The sequence below is a fragment of the Arthrobacter sp. NPDC097144 genome, assembly GCF_044762205.1.
Taxonomy (GTDB): Bacteria; Actinomycetota; Actinomycetes; order Actinomycetales; family Micrococcaceae; genus Arthrobacter_B.
Map to the genome: position 1 here is coordinate 1 of NZ_JBIWDW010000009.1, position 21,924 is coordinate 21,924.

Consider the following 21,924-nt stretch of genomic DNA (forward strand, 5'->3'; position numbering starts at 1 on the left):
ATCACCAGGATGTTTTTGGTGGGGTTTGGCCGCCATGCTCAGGATGTTTTGCAACTCCCGGCCGCGGCGACTTAGAAGACTCTACACGGGGTTCGAGGCCCGCGCAAATCGGCTGGCGAACGCCCGAAGCGGCCGGCGAATTAGGCCACCGGCCACCGTCGTCGGGGCCTAGTTTCCGCCCTCAGCCAGTGAGACTTCCACGGGCTCGTAATCCGCGCCCCTGGTGTCCACGCCTTCTTCCTCCAGCTCCGCGAGCGCCTTCCCGACGTACTCATTGGTATAGGCGGTTGCCGGCGGTTCGGTGGTCAGGATGGTCGCCCCGGTTTCATTCTGCGTACCCATGGCGATGTCCACCGTGTTCTTCCACGCTGTCTCATCGATCATTCCCACGCCGCTGGTGGAGGGGAAGATGAGCTTGTTGGTCTCGTTCGTCATCCACAGCTGGTGGCTCTGGCCCAGGGTGGATCCCGCCTCGGTCACGATGCGGGCCGCGTCCTCGGGATTGTCCTTCGCATAGATCCAGCCCTTGATCGCTGCCTTGATGAAAGCGGTGGTGGTCTCCTGGTACTCGGCATCATCGGCAAGCCGGCCCGCGTCCGCCCAGATCGCGTCCTGCAGCATCGCGGATCCCTCGTCGTTCCAGTCAATAACGCTCAGGTCCCCGGGCCGGTACAGCTCCCCCGTGTCCGGATTGACGGTCTCCAGCACCTGCGCATATTCGTTGTAGGTCATGGCCTGCGCTGCATCGATGTCCCCGGACAGGAAGCCGTTCATGTCAAAGGCCTGCTGGATCAGTTCAATATCCCCCGGATCAACGCCGGCGTCCTTCATTCCGGCGAACAGCTCCCATTCGTTGCCGTAACCCCAGGAGCCCACTTTCTTTCCGGCGAGGTCTTCCGGCCCGTCAATCCCGGAATCCGCCATCGCCACCTGCAAAGTGGCGCTGCGCTCAAAGATCTGCGCCACGTCGGTAATGTTGGCGCCCTGCTCAATCGATCCCAAGACCTTGGGCACCCAGGAAATCGCGTAGTCCACGTCCCCGGACGCGAGCACGTCCTGCGGCACGATGTCCGCTCCGCCTTCAACGATCTCCACGTCCAGGCCCTCATCTTCAAAGAACCCCTGATCCAGTGCCGCGTAATAGCCGGCAAACTGTGCCTGAGCGAACCACTGCAGCTGCAGCTTGACCGGGGTCAGCCCCTCGGCGTCCCCGCCGCCGTCCGCTGCCCCGCTGCCCGAGGCGCAGCCGGCCAGGACCAGTGCTGCAGCGGTTCCGGCCGCTGCAGCCGTGCGGATGCGTTTTTTCTGTGCCGTCTCTTTTCTCTGTGCCGTCTCTTTTCGATGTGCCGTTTCGTTTCGATGTGCCGTTTCTTTTCCATGTGCCATGTCATTGCCTCCAGTGGGTGAGCGGGTGAGCGGGACGAAGAACAGCAGCGTGCGCCGGAATGAGCTAGTGCCGGGAACTGTATTTCTCCAGCGCTGCGGTTGCGCCGAAGAACAGCAGGCCGACGACGACGGCGCCCAGCACGTAGGCCCAGGCCAGCGTGTAGTTGCTGCCGGCAGCGGCGGAGGTGATGGATTTGCCCAGTCCGCCCACCGGGCCGCCGAAGTACTCGGCAATCAGCGCCGAAATCACTGCCAGCGAGGAGGCGATCCGCAGCCCGGTGAACATATAGGGCACTGCACTGGGCAGGGTGACTGCGCGGGTGACCTGCCAGCGGCCCGCGGCGTAGGAGCGCATCAGGTCCCGGTGCACCGGCAGGACCTGCCGGAATCCGCGCAGCGAGTTCACGTACACGGGGACAAACACGGCGATCCCCGCAACGATCTGCCGGGGCGCTTCCTCCCCGGCGCCGAACATTGTGTACAGCACCGGAGCCACTGCCACGATCGGCACCACGGAAAGAGCCGTCACCGTGGGGCCGGCCAGCCGGTCAAAGACCGGGAGGAACGCTGCCACGACGGCGGCCAGCACCCCGATGACTGCGCCGGCCACCAGACCCGCCAGGGCGTTGGTACCTGTGACGAGCGAGGCCGAGGCAATGTTGCCGAGATTTGCGGCGAATTCAGCGGCGATGGCAAAGGGTCCCGGCAGGACAAACGGAGGAACCGCGAACAGGCTCACCGCGCCCTGCCACAGCAGCACCGCCGCGGCACCCAGCAGCAGCGGCAGCGCGGCCTGCTTCCCGCCGTCGAGCGCCCTGCCCAGCAGTGCCGGTGACGTGGCTCCCGCTGCCGCCGGCGCTGTGGGAAGCGTTGCGGGCTCCGCCGCCGTCACCGTGTCTCCACTCCGCGCAGGGTTGCCACCCCGGTGCCGTGCAGGGATTCCCGCACCGCGGTGATGGCCGCATAGAAGGCTGTTTCTTCACGCAGGTTCTCGCCGCGCTCCTCCGCGGCTCCGAGCCGGATCGGCAGCACATCCTTGATCCGGCCCGGCCGGGCGGACATGACGAACACGCGGTCGGACAGGAAAACAGCCTCCGGAATGGAGTGGGTAACAAAAACGACGGCGGCACCCGTGTCCGCGCAGATCCGCACCAGCTCGTTCTGCATCCGTTCGCGCGTCATTTCATCCAGTGCACCGAACGGCTCATCCATCAGCAGCAGCCGCGGACTTTCGGCCAGGGACCGGGCGATCGCCACGCGCTGCTGCATGCCGCCTGAGAGCTGGTCCGGAAAGGAATCGGCAAACTCGGCCAGGCCCACCATGTCCAGCAGCTCGTCGACGCGGCGGCCGCGGGCGGGCGCCGCAGCCCCGTGGAGCTGAAGCGGCAGTTCGATATTCGCCCGCACGCTCCGCCACGGCAGCAGCCCCGCCTGCTGGAAGGCGATCCCGTACGCCTGTTCCTTCCGGGCCTGCCGGGCGGTGCGGCCAAACACGCTGATGGTTCCGCTGGTGGGCTCATCAAGATCAGCGATCAGGCGCAGCAGCGTTGACTTGCCGCAGCCCGAGGGGCCGATCAGGGAGACGAACTCCCCCGGCGCCACGCTCAGACTGGCAGCTTCCAACGCTGTGACCGCCCCGCGGTTCGTGGAAAACACCCGATGAACATCCCGGACTTCCACCGCCGGTTCAACTGGTCCGCTCATGATGGTTGTTCTCCTCTGCGGTAGCGGTGCAGGAACAGTCCCAGGACTGTGGTGGCGGTGACGGCAGCCAGCCCCAGCAGGACTGCCCCGAAAATGGGTGCCCAGGGTTTGCCCGGATCTCCGCCGGCGGCGGCCGCATATTCCACGATCATCCGGCCGATCCCGCCCTTCAGCCCGATCGATACTTCCGCCACCACGGCGCCGATGACGGCGTTCGCTGCGGCCAGGCGCAGGGCGGGAAGCAGGAACGGAACACTGGCGGGAAGCCGGAGGAACAGGAAGCTGCGCCACCAGCCCACGGAATAGCTGTGCATCAAATCAAGGTGGCTGGCTGCGGGAGAGGAAAATCCGCGCAGGGCACCGATCGCCACCGGGAAGAAGGCCAGGTAGGAGGCGATGACCGCCACCGACATCCAGTTTTCCCAGGTGAAGGCCCCCACCTCCAGCTGGGATCCCCAGCGCCGCACCAGCGGAGCAATGGCGATCAGCGGAACGGTCTGGCTCAGGATGATCCACGGCAGCAGGGCCGATCCGGCGGAACGGAACCGCTGCATCACCATGGCCAGGCCGGTGCCCACCACTACCCCGATCAGCCATCCCAGCGCCGCAATTCCCAGCGTGAACGCCGCCGCCTGCAGCACGGCGGCCCACAGGGGCAGCGCCCCCGCAGCTGACGTGGCCGGTTCAGCCAGCCGCGCCAGCATGGTCCACAGGTGCGGCATGGCCAGGTCGGAAGTCCGCGGCAGCAGCGGCAGCCCGGCCAGGCTCACACCGTTTTCGGGTCCGGCGAACTTGTACCCTTCCCACAGCAGCACCGGGGCCAGGACCCCGCCGGCGGCCCACCCGATCCGGGCCGCCGGGCCCGCCGTCGGGCTCATGCGCTGCTCATGCCGTTGCGCTCACGTGCTCGCGCAGCGCCGGAATGATGCTCTCGCCGTACACCCGCAGGGTTTCCTCCTTGTTGTCGTGCTGGAGGTAGCCGGCAAACTGCGTCACCCCCAGGGCCTTGAGCTTTTCCAGCTTTTCCATGTGCTGCTCGGCGGTGCCCATGAGGCAGAACCGGTCCACAATTTCGTCCGGGACAAACGCGGCATGGGTGTTTCCGGCCCGGCCGTGCTCGTTGTAGTCATAGCCCTCCCGCCCGGCGATGTAATCGGTCAGCGCCTGCGGCACAGCGGCGTCGGCTCCGTATTTGGCCACAATGTCCGCCACATGGTTGCCCACCATTCCGCCAAACCAGCGGCACTGGTCCCGCATGTGTTCCCAGTCGTCTCCGATATACATGGGCGCCGCCACACAGAACTTGATGGCCATCGGATCCCGTCCCGCGGCGGCCGCGGCGGAGCGCACGGTGTTGATCATCCATTCGGCAATGTCCAGATCGGCCAGCTGCAGGATGAAACCGTCCCCCACTTCGCCCGTAAGCTTGAGCGCCAGCGGTCCGTAGGCGGCCACCCACATTTCCAGCTCCGAGCCGGTGCTCCATGGAAACTGGATGGTCCGGCCGTTGTATTCCACTGAACGGGAGTTCGCCAGCTCGCGGATCACGTGGATCGCCTCGCGCAGGGTTTTCAGGGTGGTGGGCGATCCGCCGCTCACCCGCAGCGCGGAGTCGCCGCGGCCGATGCCGCACACCGTCCGGTTGCCGTACATCGAGTTCAGCGTGGCGTAGGTGGAAGCGGTGACGGTCCAGTCACGGGTGGCCGGGTTGGTGACCATGGGCCCCACCTTGATGTTCTGCGTCTGCGCCAGGATCTGGCTGTAGATCACATAGGGTTCCTGCCACAGGATGTGGGAGTCGAACGTCCAGACGTAGTCAAACCCGTATTCCTCGGCTCTTTTTGCGAGCGCCACCGTGCGGGCTGCGGGCGGATTGCATTGCAGTACTGCGCCAAATTCCATGCTGTTCCGCTCCTTGTCAGGTACTGGCCTCAATCAGGTACTGGCCTAGATCAGGTACTGGCTGGGGGCCCGGCGGATGTACCGGCCGTGGCCCTTCGATCCGAGGTATTCGTTGTCATTGATGAGGATCCGTCCGCGGGACAGCACCGTGTCCACGTGCCCGTCAATCTCGTAGCCTTCCCACGCGGAGTAGTCCATGTTCATGTGATGGGTTTTCTCCATCCCAATCGAGGTGTGGCCGTTGGGGTCATAGATCACGACGTCGGCATCGGCTCCCGGGGCGATCACGCCCTTGGTGCCGTACATGCCAAACATGCGCGCCGGCGTCGTGCTCGTGATTTCCACCCAGCGTTCGAGCGAGATTTTTCCGTCCACCACGCCCTGGTACATGAGGTCCATGCGGTGCTCCACGGAGCCGATGCCGTTGGGGATCTTGGAGAAGTCTCCCTGCCCCAGGTCCTTTTGCCCCTTCATGCAGAACGGGCAGTGGTCGGTGGCCACCATCTGGATGTCATTGGTGCGCAGCGACTGCCACATGTGGTCCTGATGGTGTTCGTGCTTGGAACGCAGCGGGGTCGAACACACCCATTTGGCCCCTTCGAAGCCCTCCGCGCCGAGCTGGTCCTCCATATTCAGGTACAGGTACTGCGGGCAGGTTTCCCCGAACACGTTCTGGCCGTTGTCCCGGGCGGCCGCCAGCTGCTCCACTGCCTGCTTCGCTGAAACATGCACCACATACAGGGGAGCGTTGGTGAGGTTGGCCAGCATGATGGCCCGGTGCGTGGCCTCTTCTTCCATCTGCCAGGCCCGCGCCACCCCGTGGTAGTAGGGATCGGTTTTGCCCTGGGCCAGCAGTTCGGTGACCATGGCGTCAATGGCCGGGCCGTTTTCGGCGTGCATCATGGTCATCAGGCCGGTTTCGGCACCCACCCGCATGGCCTTGTAGATCTGCGCATCGTCACTGTAGAAGACACCCGGATAGGCCATGAACAGCTTGTAGCTGGACACACCCTCATCAATGAGTCCCTCCATGGCCTTGAGGGAATCATCATTGACATCCCCCACGATCTGATGGAACCCGTAGTCGACGGCGCACTCCCCCGCGGCCTTTTCATGCCATGCCGCCAGGCCGTCCATGACCCGCTCGCCGTAACGCTGGATCGCGAAGTCCACGATCGTCGTCGTGCCTCCCCAGGCCGCGGCGCGGGTGCCGGTTTCAAAGGTGTCGGAGGCTTCCGTGCCGCCGAACGGCATCTGCATGTGGGTGTGCGCATCAATGCCGCCGGGAATGACGTATTTGCCGCGGGCATCCAGGACCGTGTCCGCGGAGCCGGCAAGGTCATGGCCCAGCAGGGTGGATCCGGGGGCGAGTACCGCTGCGATCTTTTCCCCGTCGATGAGGACGTCCGCTTCGCTGCGGCCGGTGGAGGTGACAACTGTCCCTCCGGTGATCAGTGTTGTACTCAAAACGACTCCCTTATAGAACTAAGACTTCTCTCCTGCGCAGGACCGGCCGGTGGAACCGGCCGTTACGGGTTGGTGATGGGCGTGTAGGCGTCCGGCCGGCGGTCCCGGTAGAACTGCCAGTTGTTGCGGGCGGTGCGGACCAGGTCCATGTCCAGGTCGCGGATCATCAGTTCCTCGCTGTGGCGGTTCCCCAGCTCTCCCACATAGTTGCCCTGGGGGTCGGCAATGTAGGAGGTGCCGTAGAAGTCCACCGCTTCCTCGCCGAATTCATTGGTTTCGCTGCCTACCCGGTTGGGGACCACCACGTAGTAGCCGTTGGCGGCAGCAGCGGTGGGCTGCTCGAGTTCCCAGAGCCGGTTGGAGAGCCCGGGCTTGGAAGCGTTGGGGTTGAAGACAAGCTGGGCACCGTTAAGTCCCAGGACGCGCCAGCCCTCCGGGAAATGCCGGTCATAACAGATGGTCACGCCCACAGTGCCGACGGCGGTTTCGAACACCGGCCAGCCCATGTTTCCCGGCCGGAAATAGAACTTCTCCCAGAACTTCTCCACATGCGGAATATGGTTCTTGCGGTATTTGCCCAGGTACGTTCCGTCAGCATCAATAACCGCTGCGGTGTTGTAGTAGACACCCGGCTGTTCTTCTTCATAGACGGGCAGGATGATCACCATGTTGTGCTCGGCGGCGAGCTTGGAGAACCGTTCCGTCAGGGGGCCCGGAACCTTCTGCGCATAGTCGTAGTACTTGCTGTCCTGCACGATTCCGAAGTACGGACCGTGAAAGAGTTCCTGGAAACAAATGACCTGGGCGCCCTCGGCAGCTGCCTTGCGGACAAACTCCTCGTGCTTGGCAACCATGGATTCTTCATCCCCGGTCCAGGTGGTCTGGGTCAGGGCTGTGCGGACGATCGTCATTGTGCCTCCTTGTAGCGGCAGGTGCGCCGCAGTTCCGAACGGCCGTTTCACGGGCCGTTCCCAGTCTTTGGGCTGAACATTTCCCCAACATTTCCGCGGCGTTAAAAATGGCCTTTTCCGCGGCGTGGATTCATCCTTCGCTCCCGTCCGGGAACTGGCAAGGGTTTTAAGGTGTTGTTTTGAAACCGATGCCGAACGATTCGGTCTTATGCGGCCCTTAAACGGCTCTGATTTTGCCCCTGATTCACCGAAAATATCCGGAGAAAGAGAAGGAACGTACCGGAAACAAAGAGATGCTAGCGTTTAGTCGAAAGATCACCGGCCGGAAATGGCCGGTAGCACTGGTCTGGATTTGGACCATAGATCCCTCCGCTCTCCCGCCCCACTGACGAGGAACTATGAACCGATCCCTTTTGCCTGCCCTTTCCCTGCTTCTGGCCGCCGCGTTGGCCGGCTGTTCCGCGGCCTCCGATTCCGCAGCCCCGGCCGATGCCGCCGGCAGCTCCAAACCCAGCGCCTCCGGGATGAGCAGCACCGCGGATGCCCCGGCGCCGTCGTACCCGGTTTCCGTGTCCAACTGCGGCACCACCGTGACCCTCACGGCGCCTCCCGAGCGCATTGTGACCATTAAGTCCACCTCCCTGGAGACGGTCCTGGCCCTGGGCCTGGGCAGCAAAGTGGTGGGGACGGCTTTCCTGGACGGACCGGTTCCGGAGTCCATGGCGGCAGCAGCCGAAGGGCTGCCGTCCCTGTCAGATGCCGCCCCGTCACAGGAAGTGGTGCTGGAGAGCGAACCGGACTTCATTTACGCCGGCTGGGAATCCAACCTGAGCGCCGATGCTGCCGGGGAACGCGGTTCCCTGGCCTCACTGGGCATCAGCAGCTACGTGTCTCCCGCAGCCTGCCGCGCAGAAGGAGCACCGGGCAAGCTGACCTTTGACTCCGTTTTTGACGACATCACCGAAGCGGGCGCACTTCTGGGCGCACCGGATGCCGCCGCGGAACTGATTGCTGATCAGCGTGACGTGCTGGCCGGCGTCGAACCCGCCGGTGACGGGCGCACCGCCTTCTGGTTTTCCTCCGGCCGCGACACCCCCTACGCCGGTGCCGGCCTGGGCGCTCCCCAGATGATGATGGAGGAGCTGGGGCTGAAAAACATTGCCGCCGACGTGCAGGAATCCTGGGCATCGCTGAGCTGGGAGACCGTGGTGGCAGCCAACCCTGATGTCATTGTGCTCGTGGACGCGGACCGGAATACGGCCGAGTCCAAAAAGGAGCTCCTGAAGTCCAATCCGGCGACGGCGGGCATGGACGCCGTCATCAACAACCGCTATCTGGTCCTTCCCTTCGCTGCGGGAGAGGCCGGTGTACGCAACGCTGAAGCAGTGGCAGACCTCGCCGACCAGCTCTCCACGCTTCCGTGACCGCAGTCCGCCTCCAACCGTCATCCCGCCGCCGGTTCCGCACGGGACCGGCGACGGCGGTGCTGGCCGCTGCCCTGGTCTTTTCCGTGGCCGCCGCGGCCACTGTTGGCCCGGCGGAGATCAGCGTGGCGGACGCGTTCCGGTCCATCCTGTCCCATCTCGGCCTCGGCACCAGTCCGCTGTCCGCCTTGCAGGACGGAATCATCTGGGAGCTGCGGCTCCCGCGCGTCCTGACCGCCGGAGCGGTGGGCGCCGGACTGGCGGTCAGCGGAGCAGTGATGCAGGCGCTGACCCGCAATGCCCTGGCTGATCCCTATCTGCTGGGTTTGTCCTCGGGTGCTTCCCTGGGCGCGGTCTGCGTGGTGCTGCTCGGGGCTCAGGTGCTGCTGCCGCTGGCGGCGTTCATCGGCGCGCTGGCTGCTCTGGCCGCCACCCTGCTGCTGGCACGGCTGGCCGGCGGCCTGACGCCCTCCCGGACAGTCCTGGCCGGAGTCGCGGTCTCTTCCCTGGGCAGCGCCCTGACCAGCCTGGTGATCTTTTGGACCGCCACCGGGGATTCTTACCGGAACATCCTGGGCTGGCTGCTCGGTTCCCTCAGCGGCACCCAGTGGTCCAGTGCGGGAATCGCCGCCGGAGCCCTGGTGCTGGTGGGCCTTCCGCTGCTGGCCACCGCCCGCCTGCTGGACGGGTTCGCCTTCGGGGACGACGCCGCCTCCGCCCTGGGCATCAACGTTCCGGCCGTGCGCTGGAGCATGCTCGCCGCCACGGCGCTGCTGACCGGAGCCATGGTGTCCGTGAGCGGATCGATCGGCTTTATTGGACTGGTGTTCCCGCACGTCGTCCGGCTGATTGCCGGACCGGGGCACCGTGCCCTGCTGCCGCTGTCCGCGCTGCTCGGCGCCGTCTTCCTGATTTGGGCGGACACCGCGGCCCGCGCCGCGTTTGAGCCCCGGGAACTTCCCGTGGGCATAGTGACTGCCGTTATTGGCGCGCCGGTGTTTGCCTATGTGCTGGCCCGGCGGAAGGGCGGAGCATGAGTCCGGCCGCGCAGGCAAGGACCGGTGAAAAGGCTGATGCGTTGCGTGAAGCGTCCCTGCAGGCTGCCGGTGTGGAGGTGCAGCTTGGCGGGAAGCTGGTGGTGGACGGCGTGGACTGCACGGTTCCGGCAGGTGCCCTGTCAGCACTGGTGGGTCCCAACGGCGCCGGAAAGTCCACGCTGCTGCGGGCGCTCGCCGGGGTGATCCCGGTGCGCGCCGGAACCGTGCTGTGGGAGGGGCGGGACCTGCTGCGCCGGCCGAGGCGCGACCGTGCCCGCATTGCTGCCCTGGCCGAGCAGGAATCAGGCACCGATTCACCGCTGACCGTGCGGGACGTAGTGGCACTGGGAACCATGCCGCACCGGCCATTGCTGGGATTCGGCACCAGCGAGGATGAGTCCGAGGTGCTGGCGGCACTGGACACCGCTGGTGTTCCTGATCTGGCGGACCGGATGTTTTCCGAGCTCTCCGGCGGGCAGCGGCAGCGGGTGCAGCTGGCCCGCGCGCTGGCGCAGCGCCCGCAGCTCCTGCTTTTGGATGAGCCCACCAACCACCTCGATCCGTACGCCCAGCTGACAACCCTGCATCTGCTTCGGGAGCTGGCCGGCCGGGGCATCGCCGTCGTCGCCGCCCTGCATGACCTGACCCACGCCGCCGCGCACTGCGACCACGTCATTGTCCTCTCCGGGGGCTCGGTGGTGGCGGCCGGCGATCCGCGCACAGTGCTCACCGCTGAACTGATCCGCGAGGTCTACGGAGTGCAGGCTCATGTGCTGGTGCATCCCGGAACGGGGCGTCCGCTGATCGCCCTGTCCCTGCCGGTGGAGGACAGTCCGGGAACCTAGCGTGGTCCTTCGGCCTCCCGGCGGAACCCGCCGGCTGCCGGGTTAAGGGTTTCCTTGCCGGCAGCCGGGTTCAGCCAGGCCGGCACCGGCAGACCGGCGTCGCGGCACGCTGCGGCGTAACCTTCCCGCCAGGCTTCGGCGCTGCCGAGACGGAACATGTCAGTATCCGCGGCACGAACCAGCGCCCGTGCGCCCGCATCGGCGCCCGCGGGCAGCTCGGAACGCACCAGGCCCGGAAGGCCCCGCAGCACTGCCACCGGGCATTGGCTGGTTTTGCCCTTCACGAGGTCCGCGGCTGCGGCTATTTCGTCCCCCACCGCGGTGATGGTCGCCTTCATCTGCTGGCCGAAGCTGTCGGCCGTTCCGCGCAGATCCATCAGGACGTCCATGCCAGCGGCGCCGATGGCGGCGTCGGTCTGTCCCTCCCGCCAGGCGCGGCCCAAGGTGTCGGTGATCAGGACCCCGACGTCGAACCCCAGTTCCCGGCGCAGCGCGGCACACAGCGCGCGGGCGGAGGCGTCCGGATCCACCGGAAGCAGCAGGACCGTCCCGTCGGGGGTGTTGCTGTTGTCCACTCCGGCTGCGGCGGCCACGATGCCCAGCTTGTTCTCCACAATCCGGGTCACGCCGCCGGGATGGACCTTGCTGGCCACCACCCGGACGGTTTCCTCCGTGATGGCCTGTTCACGGTCCTCAGCTGCTATCTGGCGTCCCTCGGCCTTGGAAACAATCTTTGACGTGACCGCCAGGATGTCCCCGGGTTGCAGTTCAGTACCGGGAGCCCGCCCGGCGGCGGCCAGGATGACCGCCGCCAGATCCGTGCCGGGCATAATTTCGCCGATCCCGGGAAGGGCAAAAAGCGTGATGCCGCGCATGGCGGTCAGCGATTCAGCGCGGGCAGGACGCTGCTGCCAAAGACGTCGATCCACTCGCGCTGGTTCCGCCCCACGTTGTGCAGGTAGATGCGGTCGAAGCCCAGGTCCACGAACTTCTGGATATAGGCGCGGTGGATGTCCGGATCGCTGGAAATGACCAGCCGGCCCTCAAAGTCTTCGGGCCGGACCAGCTTGGCCATCTGCTCCAGCTCAAACGGTGAACGGATGTCTCCCTTGGGGAACTTCATGCCGCCGTTGGGCCATTCCACCATGGCATTGCTGAGGGCTTCTTCTTCGGTCTCTGCCCAGCTCATGTGCAGCTGAAGGACTTTGGGCATAGTGTCCGGATCCTTGCCGGCCTCGCGGGCACCGGCGTCGAACCGTTCAAAGAGCATGCCGATCTTCTCCAGCGGAGCGCCCACCGTGATGAGTCCGTCCGCGTGGCGTCCGGCGCGCTTGGCCGTCACCGGTCCGGCGGTGGCCACCAGGATTTCAGGGGCGACTTCCGGCATGGTCCACAGCCGGGTGGACTCCATCTTGTAGAACTCACCCTTGTGGCGCACGTCCTTGCCGGCCAGTGAATTCGTGAAGAGCTTGGTGATGATCTCAATCGCTTCGAACATGCGGTTGATGCGCTCGGGTGCTTCCGGCCAGTACTGTCCGGTGATGTGCTCGTTCAGTGCCTCTCCGGAGCCAAGGCCCAGCCAGTGCCGGCCCGGATACATGGCCGCCAGCGTGGCCGATGCCTGCGCCACCATGGCCGGATGCCAGCGGAAGGTGGGAGCCGTGACGCCGGGGCCTATGTCGCCCCTGGTGCGCTCCCCCAAAGCGGACAAGACGTTCCAGACAAAAGCGGACTGGCCCTGGGCGGGAACCCACGGCTGGAAATGGTCCGCGGCCATGACGCCGGAAAATCCCCTGCTTTCGGCATATTCAGCAAGTGCCACCGCTTCCGAGGGATGGAACTGCTCCAGCATTGCTGCATATCCGATGGTTAATGAAGAAGTCATATTCCGATCCTGACAGCGAGACATTTCGAAAAGGAAAACAAGTGTTTCCAGTGCAATAAGGCAACGGATTCCGGATCTGCCGGAACGTTGAAGCCATCCTAACGGCCGGGTCCGGTTTCCAACCGGCAGGAGCGCAGCCGATTTCCGGCACCTCTAGGATGGAAGGACCGGACCTGCTTTACATGCTTCACAGAGGAAGGCCGCAATGACTGCCAAGAACTTTCCGCCGTCACCCCCTGGCGCTTCGACGTCAAACGCGGCCGGCTCCAAGACCCGCATCAACGGGTATGCGGATCTGCGTTCCTACGCGGCGATCGGGGACGGACGCACGGTCGCACTGGTGGCCCTGGACGGTTCGGTGGACTGGTACCCCACCCCCGATCTGGATTCGGTTCCCTCCTTCGCGGCGCTGCTGGATGCCGGCGACGGCGGCCGGATTGAGCTGCGTCCGGAGGGGGACTTCACGGTGGAGCGGGCCTATGTGGACGGATCCAACGTCCTGGCAACCACCTTCAGCACCTCATCCGGAACCGTCCGGGTGACCGATTCCCTCAATACCGGCGTTGCCGGGCGCCTGCCCTGGGGTGAGCTGGCCCGGCGGGTGGAAGGTTTGGCCGGCACAGTGCGGATGCGCTGGGCCGTGATCCCCGGAACCTGTTTCGGTACCGCATCACCGTGGGTGGAACAGACGGCTCACGGACCGGTGCTTCATGCCCAGCAGACCACCATCGGCGTCCGCGGTCTTCATCACGGCAGCGAGCAGGTCTCGGACCGCAGCATTGCCGGATCCTTCACCACCTCCCCGGGTTCCCGGCACCTGGTGGCCGTTGTCTCCACCCATGACGAGCCGCTGGCACTGCCGGATGCGCAGACCGTTGATGCCGGCGTCGACCGCACCATCGCCAACTGGCAGAGCTGGATGCGGGAGTTTACCTATGACGGACCCTGGTCCGAGGCAGTACAGCGCAGCGCGCTGGCGCTGAAGCTGCTGATCCACAGTCCGTCCGGCGCTGTGGCCGCTGCCGCCACCACTTCGCTGCCGGAGAGCCTGAACGGCGGAAAGAACTGGGACTACCGCTACGCATGGGTCCGGGACACGGCGTACACCCTCAATGCCCTGATCCGGTTCGGCCTGCGCGAGGAGGTCCATGCGGCCGTGGCCGGGATGCTGAAGAATATCCGCAGCCAAGGGAAGGAATTGCAGGTATTCACGGCTCTGAACGGAGAACGGGCGGACGGTGCGCAGGAGCTGGACATGCCCGGCTGGCGCGGGATTGGGCCGGTGGTCCGCGGCAACAATGCGGCGTCCCAGCTCCAGATGGGCGTCTTCGGGGACCTGTTCAATATTGTTCAGCTCTATGTTGATGCCGGCCATGTCCTGGATACGGGTACCGGGCGGCTGCTGGCCGATCTGGCTGACCTTGCCTGCGATACGTGGCAAAGGCGCGACGCCGGGATGTGGGAACTGTATGACGAGCAGCACTACACCACGTCGAAGCTGGGCTGCTGGCATGCCCTCAGCTGCGCCTCGCACCTGGCGGATTTGGGGCAGATACCCGGCCCCGGAAAGCGGTGGCTGGCGGAGAAAGAGCGGATTGAGCAGTGGGTCCGGGACAACTGCTGGTCCGAGGAACGCGGAAGCTACGTCTGGTATCCGGGGTCAGACAAGCTGGATGCCTCCATCCTCCTGCACGCAATCAGCGGATTCGACCGCGGGGAGCGGATGAATTCCACCCTCGATGCGCTGCGGAAAGAACTTGGCCGCGGGCCCCTGCTCTACCGTTACAGCGGTGCAGAAAAGGAGGAGGGCACCTTCGTGGCCTGCGCGTTTTGGATGGTCTCCGCGCTGACCCATGTCGGCCGGCGGGAAGAAGCGGTGGAGCTTATGGACCAGCTGGTTCCGCTGGCGAATGACGTGGGCCTCTTCACCGAGATGATCGCCGAGGAGGACCATGCGTTCCTGGGCAACTTCCCGCAGGGGCTCTCCCACCTGGCGCTGATCACCGCAGCGCTGACTCTGCAGGACAGCGAGGACCGGTAGGACGGTCCGGCGGCGTGCCCTAGGAAGTGCAGCCTTCGCCGTCGCCGTCGCCGTCGAACTTGGGATCCCAGCCGGCGTCGCCGGGCCGGATGGGTGCAGCCCCGGCGGCCTTCACGGCCGCGCAGTTCGCGTAGACCGGAACGCTTTCGGGAACCACGCTTTCAGGCACCTCCGGGGCGATGTCCACCGCTGCCGCCGCGTCCGGGCTCGCATCTGCGACCGGCTGGTCCGGGCAGGTGGAGAGAACACCGGCAATCGCATCGTGCTCAGGCGGGGTCACCCACAACTGGTAGCGGGACTTGACCGCAATCTGGCGGGCCACATATTCGCAGCGGAAGGCTTTGTTCGGCGGCAGCCAGCTGGCGGCGTCGGAGTCGGACTTGGCGCCGTTGGCCGGGCCGTCGGCGGCCATCAGGTTCAGCGGGTCGTTGGCGAGCTGGCGGCGTTCCTCAGCGGAGAGCTGCTGAGCACCTTTTTGCCAGGCGTCGGACAGCGCCACAATGTGGTCGATCTGCACAGCGGTGCTGGTTTCATTGCCGCGCGTGAAGCTGATGGTAGTGCCGGTGTAGGGATCGGCGAAGGTACCGGAAGCCACCACGCATTCCTTGGAGCCGTCCTTGAAGATGACGGCGGTGAGGTCCCGGGCCAGGATGTCGTTGCGGGTGTCGCATCCGTTGTGGTCAACGTCCGCCCAGGACGGACCAAACTGGTCCCGGTCATAGCCGGTCTTGGGGGCACGGCCCTTGACCGGAAGGGTTTCCAGCTGCTCCAGCGCGGACCCTGCTGCCGCCTCCCGGGCCGACGATTGCCCGGGTCCTGTTCCGGCGCTGGGACCGGCCTCCGTCAGCGGAGTACAGGCAACGGAACCGAACAACAATGCGGGCAGTGCGGCGAGGGACAGCATCTTGGTGCGTAGAGAAATCATCAGTATTCATTATGAATGAAGAATTCCGGCGGACTTTCCGCGGCTCCCCGCTGCGGGACTCCAGCGCAAACTAACACTTTGGTTTAGCACTGCGGGTACTTCGGGGAGTTCATCATTCCAAGGGATAGAGTCAGCATGCGCGGCAAAAGCCGCCGTCTATTTACCCGCTGAACGTTGCTCAGCGGGTTTCCGTTTGAACAGGAACACTTTTTGGCGAAGATTCTTGGTGCCCGTGTCCGGGTCCGCACCGCGGCCGGGGCAGTTGCCCTCTTTTTAACGGGCGGCGTGCTGATGGCCCCGCCGGCCGCCGCAGTCAGCCAGGCTGACCAGCTGCCGTCTGCCGGCGCCGGGCAGCAGCTCGGAACCAACCGCTTCATTGTGAAGTTTGCCGACCGCGCCGCACCTTCCACTGCCGACCGCGCCCGCTCCTATGTGGAAGCCGGCGTTCCCCTGGGCGCTGCCGTGACCGAGCTGCGCCAGACCGCGGCCGGAGCAGCCGTAGTGGCAGTGGACCGGACGCTCAGCGCAGCGGAAAGCGCCGACGTCGTCCGCATCCTGGCCGCCAATCCGGACGTCGAGTTTGTGGAACCGGACGTCCTCCTGCAGCCGGCCGCAGCGGCTCCCAACGATCCTCTGTATCCGCAGCAGTGGAGCCTTACGGGAACCGGCGGCGGAGCCAATGCTGCAGCCGCGTGGGCAACATCCACCGGTGCACGCCAGGTGGTGGCCGTGGTGGATACCGGCATCACCTCGCATAGTGACCTCCAGGGGCAGCTGCTGCCCGGGGCGGACGTCATCTCCGACCTGGAAGTGGCAGGGGACGGCGACGGGCGCGACGCCGACCCGCAGGACGAGGGCGACTGGTATCCCGACGGCGGGTGCGGGAGGACTGTGGGCAGCCCGTCGACCTGGCACGGCACACATGTTTCCGGGATTATTGCCGCCAGCACCAACAACGGCGCAGGCATCAGCGGAATGGCCCCCGGAGCCCGGATTCTCCCGGTGCGGGCGCTGGGTACCTGCGGCGGCTACATGTCCGATATTTCCGACGGCATTATCTGGGCGGCCGGCGGGCAGCTGCCGGGCCTGGCCGTGAATCCCACCCCTGCCCGGGTCATCAACCTGAGCCTGGGCGGGGTGAGCACCTGCTCCCGTTCCATGCAGGAGGCGATCAACTACGCCGTGGGCCGAAACGCCGTCGTGGTGGCGGCAGCCGGCAATGACGGCATTTCCGCCGGCCGGAGCCAGCCTGCCAACTGCGGGAACGTCGTCGTCGTGGGGGCCGCCGACCGGAGCGGGTCCCGCGCGGAGTACTCAAACCATGGCCCGCAGCTGGACCTTATGGCTCCGGGCGGAAGCACTTTTGAGCGCGAGTCTGACGGTATCCTTTCCACGCTGAACAGCGGCGCTTCGGTCCCCGCTGCCGAAAGCTACGAGTTCTATCAGGGAACGTCCATGGCTGCTCCGCATGTGGCCGGTGCCGCGGCCCTTCTGCTGGCCGCAGATCCTGGACTGACTCCCGCCCAGGTGGAAGCAGCGTTGAAGGAAACAGCCCGGACCCTGCCGGGAACCTGTAAACCCTACTGCGGCCCCAAGTTGCTGGACACTGCTGCTGCAGTGTCCGCTGTCGCTGCTGACGCGCTGCCCTTCATCGATGTGCCGCGCGGCATGCTGTTCTCCGCGGAGATGAATTGGATGGCCTCCACGGGCATCTCCACCGGCTGGGTCGAGGCGGACGGAACGCGGACGTACCGCCCCCTGCGTCCCGTCAACCGCGATGCAATGGCTGCGTTCATGTACCGGCTGGCAGGCAGTCCGGAGTACACGCCGCCTGAGGTGTCACCGTTCGCGGATGTCCCGTCCAACAACCTTTTCTACAAAGAAATCACCTGGCTGGAAGAAGCGAACATCTCCACCGGCTGGGCGGAGCGGAACGGTTCCCGGACTTATCGGCCCCTGCAACCGGTTAACCGTGACGCGATGGCCGCTTTTATGTACCGGTTTGCTGAAGTGCAGGGCAACCAGAGCCCGGCCGAAACTCCCCTTGCGGCTGCTCCGTTCACGGACGTGCCTCAAAACAATCAGTTCTACAAGGAGATTTCCTGGCTGGCCTCCTCGGGAATCTCCACCGGCTGGCCGGCAGGGAACGGCACCAGCGCCTTCCACCCCCTGAGCCCGGTGAACCGCGACGCAATGGCGGCGTTCATGTACCGTTTCTCCGCGAAGTTCAGCGGGTAGCGTCCTGTCACCCTTGAGGAGGAGAATACCGATCTCCGGACCGCTGCCGCCCGACGGTCCGGGGCGGCAGCTCTTCCCTGCCTTCCCGCGGCGAAGTAGATTCAATAGTCACCGTCCGCGTGCAGGAGATACCCATGGCTACGAACAAGACCACCGTCACCGCAGAAGACAAAAAACCGCCCGAGCAGGTGGAAGAACGGGAGGTTTCCAAGGCGTCCAACTTCAATTCCTCCGATCAGGACAAGCAGGTGGCGCTGTCGCCGGACTACGCCAGCGAGCTCGATGAGCTGCGAGAGCTGAAAATCAAAAGCAGGAAAATCACTGAAAGCGTCGACGGCGAAGCCTGGCGGCACAATTACCCGTATGACAAGAAGCTCAGCCGGCGCAGTTACGAAAAACAAAAACGCGCTCTGCAGATAGAACTTTTGAAGATGCAGCTTTGGGTGAAGGACAGCGGCCAAAAGATGCTCCTCATCTTTGAGGGCCGGGACGCTGCAGGCAAGGGCGGGGCGATCAAGCGGTTCAACGAGCATCTGAACCCCCGCGGTGCCCGGATAGTGGCGCTCGAGAAGCCCACCGACACCGAGCGCACGCAGTGGTACTTCCAGCGCTATGTGGCACGGCTTCCCAGCGGCGGAGAAATCGTCATGATGGACCGGTCCTGGTACAACCGGGCAGGCGTGGAACGCGTCATGGGATATTGCACTCCTGCGCAGTATCTGGAGTTCATGCGTGAAGTGCCGGAACTCGAGCGCATGCTGGTGAATTCAGGGGTGCTGCTCAACAAATTGTGGTTTTCCGTGGGACGTGCGGAGCAGGCCGCACGGTTTGCCGCCCGTGAAACAGACCCCGTGAAACAGTGGAAGCTGTCCCCCACAGATCTTGCCAGTCTGGACAAATGGGATGACTACACCGAAGCCAAAGAGGCCATGTTCTTTTATACGGATACCGGTGATGCGCCATGGACTGTGGTGAAGTCCAATGACAAAAAGCGGGCCAGGCTGGAAGCCATGCGGTTTGTGCTGCACAGCGTGGACTATCCAAATAAGGACACTTCGGTTGCACACGCGCCCGATCCGCTGATTGTTGGTCCAGCAGCAAGCCATTTCGAAGAAGACGAAGAGCCCAGCGGCCGTTTCCCTGTGGTCAAGCCGAACGGATAAAGGCAGAGCTCTTCCGGACCATGCGGGTACCTCTGAGCCAGTGGCAGGGCGGCAATCTGCAGGGCTATCGAGAGTGCCGAAAAAGACGGGTATTCGACCCGTATGAAAAGCGCCGATTTTGGGACTTTCGGAGCTGTTTTCGGGTCGGGAATGTCAGTGGCGGGTGAAAACCTGAGGCCATGGATCAGCACGGATCTTCTTCAGGGAACGCACCAGGCGCCGGTGAGGGCGGAGGCGGTGGTGTGACGGCGCCGGGGCGTAGCCTGTCCGTGTACGCCGCCGAGGCCGGCACTGTTGAGAGTGTTTCGTCCGGTCCGTCCTGCCGGGAGGGGTTCACCGGTGGTCTGGCTCTGCAGGGTGTTGAGGTTTTTGACCAGGATGAAGCCGGTGCGGTTCTGGCCCGGTTGGATCACTTGGTCCGGTGGGCTCAGGCCCAGCAGGCCAGGGTCCTGAACCGGCTGGAAGGGATCTTCCGGAACGGTTTCCTGCCGGGAACAGGATCAGTGGAAGGCCGGCAGTTGGATCCGGGGCTGGCTTTCAGTCTCGCGGCGGAGGAAGCAGCAGCGATCCTGCATCTGCCCACCGGTACCGCGAAGATGCTCATGATCGACGCCGGTACCCTCTGCCACACCCACACAGCCACCCTGCAGCATCTTGAAGCGGGATCCCTCGGGTACGGGCAGGTGCAAACCGTGTTGGAGCAGTCCCAGAACATTCCTGCCGCTGACCTGCCCGGGTTCGAGCAGGATCTGCTGGTCGCGGCCGGGCAGCAGGGTGGCGGGGGTTTGACCCTGGCGCAGTTCCGGGTCAAAGCCCGCCGGCTGCGGGAAACCCGGTACCCGGAGACCATTCCGGTCCGGCATCAGAGTGCTTTTGAAACCCGTCGCGTGTGTTTGCAGCCGGACACGGACGGGATGTCGTGGTTGTCGGCGTTCCTTCCGGCGCAGCGGGCGCAGGCGATTTATACGCAGCTCAGTGTTGCGGCCCGGGGCGAGCAGGCTGCCGGAGACCCCCGCCCCGTGGATCAGCTGCGGGCCGACATCCTGGCCGACCTGCTAACCAGCGGCGCCAGGGCCGGAGACCCGGGCAGCAACACTGACGGTAAAGGAGATGGTGACGGTGTGTGGGTCCCGGGCGCGAACGAGACCCAGAACTCGGATTCTGACCCGGTTTCTCGCGCGGGCGAGACCTCGGATTCGGGCGCAGGGAAGAACACCAGTGACCAGGACCGTCCCGTGAGGCATGGTTCCGGTGCCCGGACCGAGATCCTGGTCCTGATCACCGCTGAAACCCTGCTCGGTGCCGATGAAGATCCTGCCGAACTGCACGGGTACGGGCCGATCAGTGCCGAAACAGCCCGCAGACTCGCCCGGCAGGCAGCCCGGTGGACCCCGGTGGAACGCACCCCGCACATCGAAGAAGTCCTGAGGGTTGGCCGCCGGCGCAAAGTCCCGCCCGGACTCCAGCGCTGGCTGCGTGCCCGGGACGGTACCTGCCGGTTTCCGGGCTGCCGCACCAACGCCCTGATCTCCGAGATCGACCACACCACCCCCTGGTCCCGCGGCGGGGCAACGGATCATGACAACCTTGAACATTTGTGCCGGAGGCATCATATGTTCAAGACCCGGGGCTTCTGGAAAGCAAGACAACACTCACCCGGGATTATTGAGTGGGTTTCACCGGGAGGCCGGACTTACCGCACCGAACCGCATCTCCACCTTGCCCCCGGCTCAGGCACGGACCCAGTCTCTCAACCCACCGACGCACCAGTAGACGATCCCAATCCTTACGACTACGGCGACGATCCACCGCCTTTCTGAGGCGCAGTCTGTCCCGGATTTCCTCCCGGATCTAACCTTCTCGTGTGGCAGTTATTCACGCTGAGCAACAGGCTGCCCCCTCCTATACCGTTTTCAGGCGGAGGGGCCTTTGTACGCGGTTGGCTACTGTTTTGGTTTTAACTCTCGCAGCGGTTCCAGCCGTTTCCGCGTGTACCGAAGACACCTCCCAAGAGTCCGGATCCAAGCAACCCGCTCCAACGGCAACTGCAATTCCAGCTCCACCCTCGACTCCGTCCTCAATTCCAACCTCTCCGTCCTCATCTCCAACCTCTCCCCAGGGACTCACGGTGACCCTCGATGAACGCAGGCTGGACATAGGTGAGGGCATCATCAGCATGTTGGTGACCAACAACGGTCCGGCACCGGTGGACATTACTGCCGCAGAGCTCAGCACGCCTCTTTACCCGAACACCAGCAGGTGGACGCCCGGACCTTCGGGGCGCAGCAGCCTAAAAGCGGGTGCGACAGTCGCCCTGCCAGCCCCGCTGACCGCAGCCCCCATCTGCGGCAACAGTCCCCAACTGCAGACAACACCGCCAGCAGAAGCCACCGTTCTCCTGACCGTAGACGGACAGCAACAGAACTATGAAGCACCCGATCCATATGCTGCACTGGAGCGGCTTCAGCAACAGAGCTGCTTGGAACATGCGGTCCTCGACGTAGCTGCACTGGAGCTGTCCCCGGACCTTGCCGTCGCACCGGACGGAGGCACTGCCGTCGTACGCCTTTCAATTGTCCCGGCTGGAAACACCGGCAGCATTACGCTTGTGAGCTTTGGTGAAACCACTCTTTTGGCTGAGAATCCCGGGCAGCAGTGGCCTCGGAACATTTCGGTGAGCGGCTCCGACGATCCTGCTGTCGTGGAACTGTCAGTGCTGCCGGCGCGATGCGATGCCCACGCCCTGGCCGAAGACAAGACGGGCACCAAACTGCCCATAGACGTAGCGACAAGCGCAGGCTCAGGACAGATACGGCTTGTTCCCGACCCCGAATTCACCGGTTCTGTCTACTCATTCGTGCAGTCGGCGTGTTCCCGGACCGGTGGTGCTTCTCGGTCGGCAGCCGGAAAATAGTCCCTCGGGGCTCAGGCAACACAAAGAAGAAGGACGCAGATCACGCCATTGTGATCTGCGTTATCCATGATGCTAGCGAGAA

The 21,924-nt window shown here is 64.7% G+C and carries 18 protein-coding genes; 8 read left to right on the top strand and 10 right to left on the bottom strand.

Going from position 1 to position 21,924, the window contains the following annotated elements; genetic code table 11:
• Positions 1-168: 168 nt before the first annotated feature.
• The 7 genes from ACIQXM_RS17035 to ACIQXM_RS17065 all read right to left on the bottom strand — a co-directional run bounded on the left by ACIQXM_RS17035 (position 169) and on the right by ACIQXM_RS17065 (position 7,370).
• Positions 169-1,386 carry an ABC transporter substrate-binding protein gene (locus ACIQXM_RS17035; RefSeq protein WP_400933618.1) on the bottom strand — a complete coding sequence of 406 codons (1,218 nt, stop codon included), beginning with the start codon at positions 1,384-1,386 and terminating at the stop codon, positions 169-171.
• Between the two features lie 64 nt (positions 1,387-1,450).
• The gene (locus ACIQXM_RS17040; RefSeq protein ID WP_400933620.1) at positions 1,451-2,278 is read right to left on the bottom strand and encodes an ABC transporter permease; all 828 of its coding nucleotides are present in this window, start codon (positions 2,276-2,278) and stop codon (positions 1,451-1,453) included.
• Positions 2,275-3,090: an ABC transporter ATP-binding protein gene (locus ACIQXM_RS17045; RefSeq protein ID WP_400933622.1), complete on the bottom strand. Its 816-nt coding sequence runs from the start codon at positions 3,088-3,090 to the stop codon at positions 2,275-2,277. The genes ACIQXM_RS17040 and ACIQXM_RS17045 overlap by 4 nt, the downstream gene beginning before the upstream one ends.
• Entirely contained in the window at positions 3,087-3,968 is an 882-nt protein-coding gene (locus ACIQXM_RS17050; RefSeq protein WP_400933624.1) for an ABC transporter permease, read from the bottom strand. Before ACIQXM_RS17050 ends, ACIQXM_RS17045 begins: the two co-directional genes overlap by 4 nt.
• Before the next feature lie 7 nt (positions 3,969-3,975).
• A complete protein-coding gene (locus ACIQXM_RS17055; RefSeq protein WP_400933626.1) occupies positions 3,976-4,992 on the bottom strand; it encodes a TIGR03842 family LLM class F420-dependent oxidoreductase in 1,017 nt (338 codons plus the stop codon).
• Between the two features lie 45 nt (positions 4,993-5,037).
• Positions 5,038-6,459: a dihydropyrimidinase gene (hydA, locus tag ACIQXM_RS17060; protein WP_400933628.1), complete on the bottom strand. Its 1,422-nt coding sequence runs from the start codon at positions 6,457-6,459 to the stop codon at positions 5,038-5,040.
• A gap of 62 nt (positions 6,460-6,521) precedes the next feature.
• Positions 6,522-7,370, bottom strand: a complete 849-nt coding sequence (locus ACIQXM_RS17065) for a nitrilase-related carbon-nitrogen hydrolase (RefSeq protein WP_400933630.1) — start codon at positions 7,368-7,370, stop codon at positions 6,522-6,524.
• A gap of 398 nt (positions 7,371-7,768) precedes the next feature.
• Here ACIQXM_RS17065 and ACIQXM_RS17070 point away from each other — a divergent pair, with 398 nt between their 5' ends.
• From ACIQXM_RS17070 to ACIQXM_RS17080, 3 genes are read left to right on the top strand one after another with little or no spacing between them, the layout of a single operon-like run.
• On the top strand, positions 7,769-8,794 hold the full coding sequence (locus ACIQXM_RS17070) for a putative F420-0 ABC transporter substrate-binding protein (protein ID WP_400933632.1): 1,026 nt from the start codon (positions 7,769-7,771) through the stop codon (positions 8,792-8,794).
• Positions 8,791-9,831, top strand: a complete 1,041-nt coding sequence (locus ACIQXM_RS17075) for a putative F420-0 ABC transporter permease subunit (protein WP_400933634.1) — start codon at positions 8,791-8,793, stop codon at positions 9,829-9,831. Before ACIQXM_RS17070 ends, ACIQXM_RS17075 begins: the two co-directional genes overlap by 4 nt.
• Positions 9,828-10,676, top strand: coding sequence for an ABC transporter ATP-binding protein (locus tag ACIQXM_RS17080; RefSeq protein ID WP_400933636.1), 849 nt, complete (start codon positions 9,828-9,830; stop codon positions 10,674-10,676). The genes ACIQXM_RS17075 and ACIQXM_RS17080 overlap by 4 nt, the downstream gene beginning before the upstream one ends.
• Here ACIQXM_RS17080 and cofE read toward each other — a convergent pair.
• Both cofE and ACIQXM_RS17090 read right to left on the bottom strand, forming a co-directional pair.
• The gene (gene cofE, locus ACIQXM_RS17085) at positions 10,673-11,551 is read right to left on the bottom strand and encodes a coenzyme F420-0:L-glutamate ligase (protein WP_400933983.1); all 879 of its coding nucleotides are present in this window, start codon (positions 11,549-11,551) and stop codon (positions 10,673-10,675) included. The two genes, ACIQXM_RS17080 and cofE, sit on opposite strands and share 4 nt — an antisense overlap.
• Before the next feature lie 5 nt (positions 11,552-11,556).
• A complete protein-coding gene (locus ACIQXM_RS17090; protein ID WP_400933638.1) occupies positions 11,557-12,561 on the bottom strand; it encodes a TIGR03557 family F420-dependent LLM class oxidoreductase in 1,005 nt (334 codons plus the stop codon).
• Between the two features lie 205 nt (positions 12,562-12,766).
• On the opposite strand from ACIQXM_RS17090, the gene ACIQXM_RS17095 reads away from it, so the two are divergent.
• A complete protein-coding gene (locus ACIQXM_RS17095) occupies positions 12,767-14,602 on the top strand; it encodes a glycoside hydrolase family 15 protein (protein WP_400933640.1) in 1,836 nt (611 codons plus the stop codon).
• A gap of 19 nt (positions 14,603-14,621) precedes the next feature.
• On the opposite strand, the gene ACIQXM_RS17100 is transcribed toward ACIQXM_RS17095, so the two are convergent.
• Entirely contained in the window at positions 14,622-15,527 is a 906-nt protein-coding gene (locus ACIQXM_RS17100; RefSeq protein WP_400933642.1) for a DUF1524 domain-containing protein, read from the bottom strand.
• A gap of 210 nt (positions 15,528-15,737) precedes the next feature.
• Between ACIQXM_RS17100 and ACIQXM_RS17105 the strand changes: the two genes are divergently transcribed.
• The 4 genes from ACIQXM_RS17105 to ACIQXM_RS17120 all read left to right on the top strand — a co-directional run bounded on the left by ACIQXM_RS17105 (position 15,738) and on the right by ACIQXM_RS17120 (position 21,842).
• Positions 15,738-17,765 carry a S8 family serine peptidase gene (locus tag ACIQXM_RS17105; RefSeq protein ID WP_400933644.1) on the top strand — a complete coding sequence of 676 codons (2,028 nt, stop codon included), beginning with the start codon at positions 15,738-15,740 and terminating at the stop codon, positions 17,763-17,765.
• A 134-nt stretch (positions 17,766-17,899) separates the two neighbouring features.
• Entirely contained in the window at positions 17,900-18,928 is a 1,029-nt protein-coding gene (gene ppk2 / locus ACIQXM_RS17110) for a polyphosphate kinase 2 (protein WP_400933646.1), read from the top strand.
• A gap of 242 nt (positions 18,929-19,170) precedes the next feature.
• Positions 19,171-20,748 carry a DUF222 domain-containing protein gene (locus ACIQXM_RS17115; RefSeq protein WP_400933648.1) on the top strand — a complete coding sequence of 526 codons (1,578 nt, stop codon included), beginning with the start codon at positions 19,171-19,173 and terminating at the stop codon, positions 20,746-20,748.
• Positions 20,749-21,056: 308 nt separating this feature from the next.
• Entirely contained in the window at positions 21,057-21,842 is a 786-nt protein-coding gene (locus ACIQXM_RS17120) for a hypothetical protein (RefSeq protein ID WP_400933650.1), read from the top strand.
• The last annotated feature ends 82 nt before the right edge of the window (positions 21,843-21,924 follow it).

What these genes read in the sequence shown, in the direction of transcription:
- ACIQXM_RS17100 (WP_400933642.1), bottom strand. Translation starts at nt 15,527, where the DNA reads ATGATTTCTCTACGCACCAAGATGCTGTCCCTCGCCGCACTGCCCGCA.
- ppk2 (WP_400933646.1), top strand. Translation starts at nt 17,900, where the DNA reads ATGGCTACGAACAAGACCACCGTCACCGCAGAAGACAAAAAACCGCCC.
- ACIQXM_RS17050 (WP_400933624.1), bottom strand. Translation starts at nt 3,968, where the DNA reads ATGAGCCCGACGGCGGGCCCGGCGGCCCGGATCGGGTGGGCCGCCGGC.
- cofE (WP_400933983.1), bottom strand. Translation starts at nt 11,551, where the DNA reads ATGCGCGGCATCACGCTTTTTGCCCTTCCCGGGATCGGCGAAATTATG.
- ACIQXM_RS17045 (WP_400933622.1), bottom strand. Translation starts at nt 3,090, where the DNA reads ATGAGCGGACCAGTTGAACCGGCGGTGGAAGTCCGGGATGTTCATCGG.
- ACIQXM_RS17070 (WP_400933632.1), top strand. Translation starts at nt 7,769, where the DNA reads ATGAACCGATCCCTTTTGCCTGCCCTTTCCCTGCTTCTGGCCGCCGCG.
- ACIQXM_RS17080 (WP_400933636.1), top strand. Translation starts at nt 9,828, where the DNA reads ATGAGTCCGGCCGCGCAGGCAAGGACCGGTGAAAAGGCTGATGCGTTG.
- ACIQXM_RS17095 (WP_400933640.1), top strand. Translation starts at nt 12,767, where the DNA reads ATGACTGCCAAGAACTTTCCGCCGTCACCCCCTGGCGCTTCGACGTCA.
- ACIQXM_RS17090 (WP_400933638.1), bottom strand. Translation starts at nt 12,561, where the DNA reads ATGACTTCTTCATTAACCATCGGATATGCAGCAATGCTGGAGCAGTTC.
- ACIQXM_RS17055 (WP_400933626.1), bottom strand. Translation starts at nt 4,992, where the DNA reads ATGGAATTTGGCGCAGTACTGCAATGCAATCCGCCCGCAGCCCGCACG.
- ACIQXM_RS17035 (WP_400933618.1), bottom strand. Translation starts at nt 1,386, where the DNA reads ATGGCACATGGAAAAGAAACGGCACATCGAAACGAAACGGCACATCGA.
- ACIQXM_RS17065 (WP_400933630.1), bottom strand. Translation starts at nt 7,370, where the DNA reads ATGACGATCGTCCGCACAGCCCTGACCCAGACCACCTGGACCGGGGAT.